The organism is Acinetobacter sp. TG2027, assembly GCF_000302435.1.
GTDB classification, from domain to species: domain Bacteria; phylum Pseudomonadota; class Gammaproteobacteria; order Pseudomonadales; family Moraxellaceae; genus Acinetobacter; species Acinetobacter pittii.
Genome location: NZ_AMJN01000022.1, coordinates 55,557 through 66,968, shown reverse-complemented (window position 1 = coordinate 66,968; position 11,412 = coordinate 55,557). Strand labels below are relative to the sequence as shown.

Below are 11,412 nucleotides of genomic sequence, written 5' to 3'. Positions count from 1 at the left end.
GTTTTCTTTGATCTAAAATACACTTTCTTCTGAAAAGCAGTAAAATACTCTCCGTGTTTTATATCTCCTCAAAGAGTAGCAATGACCGATCTCCAACAAGATGAATATGACCGCCGTTTTGCAGGTGTAGCCAAAGTTTATGGTGATTCCTCGTTCCAGCACTATGAAAAAAGTCATGTGATGGTGATTGGTATTGGTGGGGTTGGCAGTTGGGCGGTAGAAGCTTTAGCGCGTACAGGTATTGGTGAGATCACATTAGTCGATATGGATGTGGTTGCAGCGTCAAATGTAAACCGTCAGCTACCTGCAATGACCTCAACTCTGGGCTGTGAAAAAGTTGAGATTATGGCGGAGCGTTGTCGCCAAATTAACCCACGCATTAAAGTCAATATTATTGACGACTTCTTAACACCTGAAAATGTTGCAGAGCTTTTAAACCCTGTACCAGACATTGTTTTGGACTGCATCGATGATGTTAAAGCAAAACTGGCTTTAATGCTCCATTGTCGTTTTAATAAAATTCCTTTAATTGTGTCGGGTGGAGCTGGTGGTAAGCTCGATCCACTTAAAATTCGCGTGGCCGATCTATCAAAAACAGAACAAGACCCAATGTTAGCAAAGCTACGTAGTCAGCTTCGCGCTCGCGGCATCTGTAAAAAGCCAAAAGAGAAATTTGGCATTACCTGTATTTACTCAATCGACAATCCATTTTCAAGCGCAGATGTCTGCCCATCGGCGGGGTTGCGCTGTGGTGGCTATGGGTCAGCTGTAGTGGTGACTTCAAGCTTTGCTATGATTGCTGTGGCTGAAGTTTTGAAAAAGCTTGATTTAAAGAAAGCCTAATTTAAATATTGAAAAGGCATGTGCTTATGTGAGTGCATGCCTTTTTATTTTTGAGAGAAACTATTTAATCATACAGTTCTATGTTGTCTTGCTGGGGCTGTGTGGGTAGTTGCTGATCATAAAATTTAAAGCACCATAAAATTAGAGCAACAACGGTGAAAATGACAAACCCTTTTAAATACTTCATGAATAATTCAATCAATTGAATGGTCTTGATAAAATTCTAGCGAAGGCTATCTATCTAATCTAATATAGAAAATAGACCTAATAATCTAATTTTGAGATGGTTATGCTCACATTAAAACAATTTCAATATTTTATAAAAATTGTTGAAGAAGGGAGTTTTACTGCTGCTTCAGAGAAACTATTCATTGCTCAGTCTGCTTTAAGTCGGCAAATGAAGTTATTAGAGGAAGAAATTGATTTTCAGTTATTTGATCGTACTGATAAGAAAGTAAAACTCACAGAGGCAGGAGGGATCTTCTATAAAAAAATAAAAGATAATATGCATTATTTAAATGAAATCATTGGAGTTTCTAAGAATATAGCAGAAGGAAAAAATCGCCAGATTAAAATTGCTCACTCGAGCAGTATTGTTATGGATGATAAAAAGGTTCAAATATTAAAAGAAATGAGTTTAAAGCAAAAAATTAACTTTGAGATAAACACGTTTTCATCGGAGCATCAGGTTTTGGCTTTACTGAATGGGGAGATTGATATTGGTTTAATTAGACCGCCAGTTCGGCATAGCCTTGAAGAAATAACGACCTTGAAACTATATGAGCAACCATTATTTGCAGCTGTTTATATTGATCACCCTAAATTTAAAGAAACACAAAGTATCCAGATAAAAGATTTAAAAGATGAATATTTTGTTTCGACTCCACATCCTAAGCGGGGAGGTTTGAGTTATTTAGTCTCAAACTTGTGTATAGGGGCTGGCTTCTGGCCTAAAGCAGCGACGATCCAATCACGTAAGCTAAACCAATTACAGTTAGTTGCTGCAAACTTGGGTATTAGCATTGTTCCCCAAGAGTTTGAGCAAATATTACCCCAAAATGTAAAATTGATTCCTCTAGAAAATAAGAATCTTTTATCTGAAGTGGTTTTAGCTTACAGAACTAACCAGAGTGATCTGATCCAACCTTATGTTGAGCAGATCTACCATCTGCTGGAAGTGTGAGCTGAAATAATTATTGTGGCCCAATATGTTCACTAATAGAAAATGTATATTCCGTATCACCTTCTAATTGACGTTCCTGAGATAGGATGTCCATTTTGGGGCGTTTATGCTGGTAGAATTCCAAATTGATACAACCACTATTGTTAACCGCATAGCGAATATAGTAACGATCCGGCTCTAGATAAAATATTGCTTCTTCAAATGAGTGCAAAGATAGAATTTTCTTCTTGTCGTGATAAATCACGGAAGGACAGTCTAGTATTCCATTTAAATATTGTTTTCGTATCACATGGATTCGAGCTTGAGGAGTCGTCCCTTTTAATAAATATTGAGTTTGATAAATCCGTTTTTCGGGTACTTTTTAAAAACCTCTATAATGTTTGTATCAGAGGCGGCATAAGTCATGCTAAACGATGTCAGTAAGTAAAAGCTCAGCAGTATTCTTTTCATAAAGTTCCATCATTATTTTTGATAATTACAATATGAAAATAAAGCAAAAAAGAAGCCAAGCTGGGTTTAAAACACTCGTTTGAAACAATTAAAGCAATTGAACATCTAGTTCTTAGGTAGATTACCCTAATCTATAGTAGGTGTAAGTTACGCTGTCATCTTTATAGACGTCATAGCTATTTTGTTTGAAGTCAGAGACCCATTCATTTCCAGTATATCCTGCGATGTGTCCATAAACGTGGTTGCGGGTTCTGTGAATGATGTAAATGTCACCTTCTTGAGGTTCGTCGAAGGCTGGATCAATTTGTTTATAGCCAATCTTTTTGAGGGTATCGCCCCAATCTGAAGCTGCGATTGGGTGGTTTTCAACATTAGCACCAGCAGATTCGAGTGCAAGACGGATACTACGTGCGCATCTAGCTTTACTGCGTCTAGAAGTAACGCTTTCTAATTTTTCTACAAACTTTTCTACATCGATCGGTGGGTTGGTTGAAGTTTGAGTTTGATGATTATTGGGTTTCATGGTGAAAGGATAAGGGAGGCTTGGTGCGCTGTGCGATACAACAATGGCTGCCTGATTTGAATCCTGATACATGTAATTATCAGCTACTTGTCCGTCATAAATAATCATCGTGAAATCTCTACCGTGCTACCCATATCCATATTAAAAAAATCACCACCTACCTGTGGCGTTCAGAGATACTAATAGGCATATCTTAAAAGTTTTGTTTATGTTATGTAATAACGTATCTTTTTTCCAAAGGTGGCTGCCTTGGTGCGAAAAGCTACTTAGAAAAGAGGTGATTAAAAATAGTGAAATTTAAATTATTGATATCATTATAAATAAACAATAAATCAGAACTTAAATTTGAATATTTTGCTTCAACATTTGCGAATATACTCAAAATCTAAGTCTCTGATTTAAAATGCCACATTTTCTTACAATTTAAGAGGTCGTTGTCAACTTAAACCTGCTGCTCTTTTACATACTCTTCAGTGCGAATCATAGCTGCTCGCATGTTCTGAATTGCATTTTCAACATCAGCTAAAGTTTTTGCGTTTCCGCCACTTAGCGCCTGACGCCATTTACGAGCACCTGGTAAGTTTTGGAATAAACCTAAAATATGACGTGTAATGATTGAAAGGGGAGCACCTTCAGCCATGCGTTGCTCAATATAAGGCAGCATTTGTTCCATAATATCGAAACGATCTGGCGCTTTTAAATTCCAAAGTTGGCCGAGCTCAGCAAGTAGGTAAGGGTTATGGTAGGCTTCACGGCCAATCATGACACCATCAACATGTTGTAAATGAGCTTGAGTTTCGGCAAAAGTTTTAATTCCGCCGTTAATTTCAATGGTTAGGTGCGGACGTTCTTGCTTTAAGCGGTATACATCTTCGTAGCGTAAAGGAGGAACTTCTCGATTTTCTTTTGGAGACAAACCTTTCAAAATAGCAATACGGGCATGCACAACGAAATACGTACAACCTGTTGCAGCGACAGTATCTATGAAATGTAGCATTTCTTCGTAAGATTGCATGTCATCAATACCGATACGGTGCTTTACTGTTACCGGAATCTTTACTGCTTTTTGCATATTGTGAATGCACTCAGCAACCAAGTCTGGTTCTGCCATTAAACATGCACCGATTTTATTGTTCTGTACACGGTCACTTGGGCAGCCTACATTCAGGTTGACTTCGTCGTAGCCCCAGTCTTCAGCCATTTTTGTGCAAGTGGCAAGCTCTTGTGGGTTTGAGCCGCCAAGCTGCAATACGATTGGGTGCTCTTGAGCATTATAGTCCAAATGACGTTTTGCATCGCCAAATAGAATCGCACCTGTAGTCACCATTTCTGTATAGAGCACAACGTTTGGGTTAAACAAGCGTGCAAAGAATCGGTAGTCCTTTGTAGTCCAGTCCATCATAGGTGCGACAGAAATACGAGGTTGTAACGATTGAAGTGATTGCATAGCCAATAGACCCAAAAGTCGCTAAATTAATGAAAGGGCAGCATTATACGGGGTTTAGCCCTGAATCGACAGTGGCATTTAACCGAGTAATTTATAACCACCCTTATGTTGAATATAGAAAGATGATTTATAACAATTTACTTTATGAGTGAGCGAGCTGCTTTTTTTGTAAGAAAGCATCAATGACACTAAATAAAATACAAAGCAGAACAAGAGCTACACCTGCAACACATGTCATAGTCCACCCGCCATGATTCCAAGCAAAAATCCCTAAGGCAGAGCCACCAGCTCCTCCAATAAAATAAGTTGTCATATAGATGGCATTAATACGAGATTTAGCATCTGGACGTAAACGGAAAATAATGCTCTGGTTGCTGGTATGAACGAGCGCGAGTGCTAATTGAATTAAAGCAAAGCCAATAACATAACTAGAAAGGAGGGTTTGTCCGAAATAGAAACAAAGCCAGCTCACCAAAAACAGTCCACAACCCATCCACGTAAGTAACCTTGTGTAGCCTTGGTCGGCATATTTACCAATATAGCGTGTTGATAATGCCCCAAAGATACCGACTAGTGGGACTAGTCCGATAAATAGATCGGGCAAATGATGTGCCGAAGTCAAAAGTAAGGCGATGGTGGAATACAAAATACTTACTGCGGCAAAGGCGAAAGCACCTGTAAGCGCTCTTAATAATAGTCGCTTTTCCTCTTTTAAGAGTTGAGCCATGGAAACAAATATTTGTCCATAGTTCATTTTCATACGCAAGACATAAGGCAAGCGACTTTTTAAGGTAAATGCCAACAGAAGCATTAATACGCCGCTTACGACATACACTACTTTCCAGTGGAAAAGATTGGAAAATAAGCCAGCTAGACTGGTAGAGAGTAAAATCCCGACCAATAAGCCACTCATTAAAAAACCAATGATCTCGCCAGTTTTTTCGGGTTTTACGGTCATTGTGGCAAGTGGGATGAGGACTTGGGCAGCAACAGAAAACAATCCCGCTAAAATTGTACCAATCCACAACATGGGTAAGTTCACAGCAAAAGCAGATGTAAATAGACCAACTGCGCAAAGCACCATCAAAAACGGAATAGCTTTGGCTTTATTGACAATATCACCCAATGGGACAATAAAGAGTAAACCGAGGGCATAAGACACCTGTGCAAATGTCACTGTTAAAGCGGCTTGTGCTTGAGTTACAGCAAACTCTTGCTGAATAGAGTGAATTAGAGGCTGACAATAATAATTCACACCTGCACATAAACCGCATGCTGCTGCCATCAACCAAAGCAAAGGTTTATTTTGACTGATATCTTCAGGGGTAGACATGACGTTCTCTCAGTTTTATTGGGTGTATGCCGTTGCTTCAACTTCAATAAGCATGTTTTCTAGCGCAAGGCGCGGCACAGGAATAAGTGTACAGGCAGGAAAAGGATGATTTTTCCATAAATTTTGCATAATTTTAATCAAAATTTGATGTTTTTCGACCGAGTGGTCAACAACTAAAACTCTCAATACAGCAATATTGCTAAGCTCTGCATTGGCTGCTTTTAAAGCATGTTGAATATTATCAAAAACTTGGTTCGCTTGTTCTTCAAAACTTGGGCTTAATTCACCTTGGGAATTTTCGCCTCCTTGACCTGCTACATGAATAATATTCTTAAAGCTTTCCACTACAGCAACATGACTATAAGCGTTTGGCGTTGGATTATATAAAGTTGATGGATTTATGATTTTAAAAGTTTCTTGACTCATTGGAACTTAACCGTTCATTAAAATTTAGATGAGTATCCAACCTCAACTTAAGTTGAGGTCAAGAGAATTTAATGTTTTAGTCTTTTCTTTCTAAGTGTAATCATCATGACGCCGACAATATTAAGAAGGCAGCCGACCCATTGCCACATATTGAGATGTTCATTTAAAAAAGCAACGGCAAGCAAAATCGTTAAAACTGGTCCAATTGAAGCAATCATTGCAGATTGAGAGGCACCTAGTCGTTCAATGCTTTGCATGAGCATAACGGTGGGTAACACGGTAACTAAAAAGCCTAAGCCAATGCCATACCAAATTACACTAGAGGGGAGTTGTAATAGGAGTTGAATTGGATGAGGTGTGCTTAGTGCGTAATGAGTTAATGTACCGATACAAGCCACAGTTAAGGCTAACCCTGTGAAATTCCAAGAGCCAAATTTCTTAATGAGAGGTGGCGTCAGCAACAAATAGCCGGCGAAAGCCACGGCACTTGCAAATACGAAACTTGTCCCTAACCAGAAGTTGCCCTGAATTGGTGCGTTGTTGTGCTCCTGAAGCATAACCAGCACAGTTCCACCATAACTAAGAAAAATGGCAAAGAAACTTTTTACATCTAATTTTTGTTTGTAGAGTAAGCTTGATACGATGACTGTAAGCGTGGGATATAAAAATAGAATAATTCGTTCTAGAGAGGCACTAATAAACATAAGACCCATGAAATCGAGCCAACTTGCAAAGTAGTAGCCTAATAGACCAGCAAAAATTAAAATTAGCCAATCCTTCTTTTTTATGCCCTGATTATGATGCCTGTTAAACCAGCAAATTAATAGAAAGAACGGTAAAGCGCTTAACATGCGTAAAGCCATCAGGACCGTACCGTCTACTAATGGAGAAAGGGCATAAGTCTGTTTAATAAAGATTGCTTTTGTACTGAATAGAAACGCAGAGCAAAGAGCAAAAAAAGACCCGATTTGAAACGAAGATAAAGAAATTTTCATATACAGGACTGTATAAGAGAGACTATTGTCTGCAAAAAAAGAAAAACCTTCCCATATTACACCTCTAAACAAATATCGTGAATCATCAGTTCAAAATATGGGTATTTATTAAATAAATAGTGGGTGGTATTTTAAAAAAGTTCAATTAGAATCCAAATTCTGTACAAAGAATACACATGGGGGAAACATTGCAGCTTGCAATGTTTTTGACAATGAGAAATTAGCTTGAGGAACGCTCATGCAGATCGGAATCCCAACCGAAACTGTCGTCGGTGAAAATCGTGTAGCTGCTACGCCAGAGACAGTAAAGAAGTTGATTAGCGCTGGTCATAGCGTTGTGATTGAACGTGGTGCTGGTGTAAAGGCTGCGTACATTGACAGTGCTTATGAACAGGTCGGTGCAACCATTACGGATGATGCCTATACGGGTAGTCAAATTATTTTGAAAGTTCGCGCACCACAGGGCGGGGAAATTCAGAAACTTGCAGCAAATACTGCTGTTGTAGCAATGTTTGATCCTTATCGTAACACCGAGCTAGATCAGTTTGCGAATCAACAAGTGTCTGCTTTTGCTCTAGAACTGCTTCCTCGTACGCTTTCTCGTGCACAAAACATGGATGTGTTGTCTTCTCAAGCAAACTTGGCTGGTTATAAGTCAGTTTTACTTGCTGCTGCTGAATATCAACGCATGTTCCCAATGCTTATGACTGCTGCGGGTACTGTAAAGCCTGCGCGTGTTGTGATCATGGGGGTTGGGGTTGCTGGTCTACAGGCGATTGCAACTGCAAAACGTTTAGGTGCAATTGTTGAAGCGACAGACTTACGTCCTACAGCTAAAGATCAAGTTGAGTCTTTAGGTGGTAAGTGGTTAGACGTCCCAATGTCTGAAGAAGAGCAACAACGTGCAGCAGATGCCGCTAAAAATGGTTATGGATGGATGCCGGGTGAGCAATACATCAAAGACCAAGCTGCGATTGTAGATAAAGCTGTTTCTAATGCTGACATCGTGATTACTACTGCATTGTTACCAGGTCGTGATGCACCACGTTTAATTAAAGCTGAAACTGTTGCCAAGATGAAACCGGGCTCTGTCATTTTAGATATGGCTGTTGAAACTGGTGGTAACGTTGAAGGCTCTAAAGTTGGTGAGACTGTGTTTACAGAAAATGGCGTGAAAATTTTGGGTGTTCCAAATATTCCGGCAACTGTAGCAACAGAAGCTTCTGCATTGTATGCGCGTAACGTTTTTAATTTCGTAGAGACCTTATTCGACAAAGAGAAAAACTTTGCGATTAATCAGGAAGACGAAATCCAAAAAGCCCTATTGGTCACTCATGGCGGTCAAGTACTGCTTAAGCGTGGTTAAGGAGATTTCTCATGGTTGAAACTATTACAATTTTCGTCCTTGCCATCTTCGTAGGTTATTACGTGGTTTGGGGTGTTACGCCAGCTTTGCATACACCACTTATGGCAGTAACTAATGCGTTGTCATCTATTATTGTGGTAGGTGCGATGTTGCAAACTGTAGGTCTGCCAGTTTTAGGTGTAGATGCTAACGTTGCATTTCAAAGTGTGAATGTGGTGAGCGTACTCGGTGCGATTGCAGTATTTTTGGCAAGCATTAATATTTTCGGTGGCTTTGCAGTAACTGCACGCATGCTGGAAATGTTCAAGCCTAAGCAAAAGAAATAAGAGGGCTTTGACATGGAATTTATTCAAGCAAATGCAAACTGGTTGTACCTTGTTGGTGCAATCCTCTTTATCTTGACGCTTCGTGGCTTGTCTGGTCCTAAAACAGCAATTCAAGGTAACCGTTACGGTATGATCGCAATGGCGATTGCAGTTGTAACAACCTTCTTTGTTGCGAATAACCCAGTTATTTGGATGATCGTTGGGGCAATGGTGTTAGGTGCAATCGTGGGTATTGCGCGTGCACGTACAGTGCCAATGACGCAAATGCCGGAAACTGTTGCGCTTATGCACTCATTAGTGGGTTTGGCTGCTGTTTTAATTGCGATTGCTGCAATTTTACATAACAACCAACTTACTGAACTATTTGCTCAAAATGAGGCGGCTTTGACAGCAGCTGGCGTGCAGCATGCACACATGAGTAAGGTTCACTTATTTGAATTGTTTGTTGGTTGTTTCGTTGGTGCGATTACCTTTACTGCATCTGTGTTTGCGTATGGTAAATTGGCTGCGAAAAAATGGGCTAAAACAATTTCTGGTGCATGGGTTAAACCTGTTCAAGCACTTATCTTTGTTGCGATGTTGGCTTGTGGTTTCTACTTCTTTACAACTGGCAACATGACTGCTTTCTGGGCAATGACAGCACTTGCACTTGCATTTGGTTGGGTTTGGATTGCACCAGTGGGTGGTGGTGATATGCCTGTAGTGGTATCGCTTCTTAACTCATTCTCTGGTTGGGCAGCGGCAGGTATTGGTTTTACTCTTGAAAACAACATGTTGATCGTTGCAGGTTCGCTTGTAGGTTCATCTGGTGCGATTCTGTCGTACATCATGTGTAAAGCAATGAACCGTTCGATCATCAATGTATTGTTTGGTGGAGCAATGGGTGGTGCAGCAGTTGCATCTGCAGATAAAGGTGAACAAGTTCAACGTAACTACCGTTCAGGTTCTGCTGATGATGCTGGCTTCTTAATGTCAAATGCGGACAGCGTTGTGATTGTACCAGGTTATGGTATGGCGCAAGGTCGTGCTCAAAATGCGGTAAAAGAGTTGTGTGAACTTTTGAAAGAACAGGGTGTTCGCGTTCGCTTTGCAATCCATCCGGTTGCGGGTCGTATGCCTGGTCATATGAACGTACTACTTGCTGAAGCAGACGTAGCATATGAAGACATTTTGGAAATGGATGAGATCAACTCAGATTTCCCTGCAACTGACGTAGTACTTGTAATTGGTGCAAACGACGTTGTAAACCCAGCTGCGAAAGATGATCCAAGCTCACCGATTTATGGTATGCCGATTCTTGAGGCTCATAAAGCGCGTACAATCATGGTGATTAAGCGTTCTATGGCAACTGGTTATGCTGGTCTAGACAACGATTTGTTCTATAACGAAAAAACAATGATGATCTTTGGTGATGCTAAGAAAGTTGTTGAAGATATGACAAAAGCAATTAACGGTACAGGCCACTAATTTGCTTTGAAATAAAAAAACCACCTTCGGGTGGTTTTTTTATTTGGGCTGATTTTTTAAAGAAATTTTTCTACAAGATCCATAGATTGTTGATATAAGTCACGTGCCAGTTGCTGATTTTTAGCATGTGATGATTTCCAGTCTGGCATATGTGCACTGACATATTCGCCATTACGGTGTTGCCATGCTTCAGAAGTTGCCATTTCTGTAATGAGGTTTGCTGGAACTGAAGTTGGTACTAGTCCTAATTTCATCGCCGCATAGACAGGTTTTGGTAAGTCTCGATAAATATCAGAAGCAACACCACCCGGGTGTAATGCATTATTGGTAATTGAACTTCCAGCTAACTGTTCTGCTAATGCATTGCTGAATAGTAAATTCGCAAGCTTTGATTGACCGTAATAGAACAGGGGATTGTAAAAACCTTCTGCGTGAAATTTATTAGGTTTAATTGAACCCACCCAGTGAGCAATAGATGCAAGATGGATAATGCGCGCTTTAGGGGATTGTTGCAAAACTGGAAGTAATTTATGAGTTAATAAAAAATGACCTAAATAATTAACCCCAAATTGTTGCTCAAAGCCTTCACTGGTCAATTGTTTGGTTTTGGCAAATAAACCTGCGTTATTAATGAGTACATCAAGGTTGCCATAGCGATCAGCAATTTCATCGGCAGCTTTTCTGGTTAATTCAAGACTATTTAAGTCGAGAGAAACGATATCGACTTGTCCTTGGTTGAGTGAGCGTAGTTTGTTTTGTGCCTCTTGTGCTTTTTGAGGATTTCGACACGCCAAAATCACATGTTGCCCTTGTTTTACAAGTTGTTCTGCTGTGGCGAAACCTATGCCCGTATTAGCGCCTGTAATTAATATCTTCACTTTCTGTACTCCAGTTATGCTATTTATTGGTGGGGACTTCAAGAATTTGTATAGTGCTGCAAATCTGACAATTTGTCATGTCAAATTTGGTTGTAAGTGATGATTGGTATTTGTGGGGGCTGGAAAGATGATGGGATATTTGAAAATGGTTAAAATCTTTGTTTAGTAAATAAAA

General features: G+C 39.8%; 12 protein-coding genes and 1 pseudogene. 5 read left to right on the top strand and 8 right to left on the bottom strand.

From position 1 onward, the window contains the following. Positions 1-81: 81 nt before the first annotated feature. The gene (locus B806_RS0105585; protein WP_000130931.1) at positions 82-843 is read left to right on the top strand and encodes a tRNA threonylcarbamoyladenosine dehydratase; all 762 of its coding nucleotides are present in this window, start codon (positions 82-84) and stop codon (positions 841-843) included. 64 nt (positions 844-907) lie between these two features. On the opposite strand, the gene B806_RS19265 is transcribed toward B806_RS0105585, so the two are convergent. Continuing rightward, a complete protein-coding gene (locus tag B806_RS19265; protein ID WP_017401806.1) occupies positions 908-1,030 on the bottom strand; it encodes a hypothetical protein in 123 nt (40 codons plus the stop codon). A 96-nt stretch (positions 1,031-1,126) separates the two neighbouring features. Between B806_RS19265 and B806_RS0105580 the strand changes: the two genes are divergently transcribed. Then, a complete protein-coding gene (locus B806_RS0105580) occupies positions 1,127-2,026 on the top strand; it encodes a LysR family transcriptional regulator (protein ID WP_079381078.1) in 900 nt (299 codons plus the stop codon). 10 nt (positions 2,027-2,036) lie between these two features. Here the strand turns inward: B806_RS0105580 and B806_RS19260 are convergent. The 6 genes and pseudogenes from B806_RS19260 to B806_RS0105555 form a co-directional block, all read right to left on the bottom strand. Further along, a pseudogene (locus tag B806_RS19260) lies at positions 2,037-2,431 on the bottom strand (hypothetical protein). Between the two features lie 166 nt (positions 2,432-2,597). After that, positions 2,598-3,107, bottom strand: a complete 510-nt coding sequence (locus B806_RS0105575) for a hypothetical protein (protein WP_025466008.1) — start codon at positions 3,105-3,107, stop codon at positions 2,598-2,600. Between the two features lie 334 nt (positions 3,108-3,441). Continuing rightward, complete coding sequence (gene dusA, locus B806_RS0105570; RefSeq protein ID WP_017402742.1) at positions 3,442-4,446, bottom strand: tRNA dihydrouridine(20/20a) synthase DusA; 1,005 nt, start codon at positions 4,444-4,446, stop codon at positions 3,442-3,444. Between the two features lie 142 nt (positions 4,447-4,588). Then, complete coding sequence (locus B806_RS0105565; RefSeq protein ID WP_017387602.1) at positions 4,589-5,779, bottom strand: MFS transporter; 1,191 nt, start codon at positions 5,777-5,779, stop codon at positions 4,589-4,591. A gap of 15 nt (positions 5,780-5,794) precedes the next feature. Beyond that, positions 5,795-6,205 (bottom strand): RidA family protein, encoded by a 411-nt coding sequence (locus B806_RS0105560; protein WP_017387603.1) that lies wholly within the window; start codon positions 6,203-6,205, stop codon positions 5,795-5,797. Between the two features lie 68 nt (positions 6,206-6,273). Beyond that, the gene (locus B806_RS0105555) at positions 6,274-7,200 is read right to left on the bottom strand and encodes a DMT family transporter (RefSeq protein ID WP_017387604.1); all 927 of its coding nucleotides are present in this window, start codon (positions 7,198-7,200) and stop codon (positions 6,274-6,276) included. A gap of 238 nt (positions 7,201-7,438) precedes the next feature. On the opposite strand from B806_RS0105555, the gene B806_RS0105550 reads away from it, so the two are divergent. The 3 genes from B806_RS0105550 to B806_RS0105540 are packed head-to-tail and all read left to right on the top strand — an operon-like array spanning position 7,439 to position 10,359. Continuing rightward, complete coding sequence (locus B806_RS0105550) at positions 7,439-8,566, top strand: Re/Si-specific NAD(P)(+) transhydrogenase subunit alpha (RefSeq protein ID WP_002117245.1); 1,128 nt, start codon at positions 7,439-7,441, stop codon at positions 8,564-8,566. An 11-nt stretch (positions 8,567-8,577) separates the two neighbouring features. Then, positions 8,578-8,892 carry a proton-translocating transhydrogenase family protein gene (locus tag B806_RS0105545; protein ID WP_000230434.1) on the top strand — a complete coding sequence of 105 codons (315 nt, stop codon included), beginning with the start codon at positions 8,578-8,580 and terminating at the stop codon, positions 8,890-8,892. Between the two features lie 12 nt (positions 8,893-8,904). Further along, positions 8,905-10,359: an NAD(P)(+) transhydrogenase (Re/Si-specific) subunit beta gene (locus B806_RS0105540; protein ID WP_017387605.1), complete on the top strand. Its 1,455-nt coding sequence runs from the start codon at positions 8,905-8,907 to the stop codon at positions 10,357-10,359. A 56-nt stretch (positions 10,360-10,415) separates the two neighbouring features. Here B806_RS0105540 and B806_RS0105535 read toward each other — a convergent pair whose 3' ends face one another. Continuing rightward, complete coding sequence (locus B806_RS0105535; protein ID WP_017402741.1) at positions 10,416-11,237, bottom strand: SDR family NAD(P)-dependent oxidoreductase; 822 nt, start codon at positions 11,235-11,237, stop codon at positions 10,416-10,418. Positions 11,238-11,412: the final 175 nt, after the last annotated feature.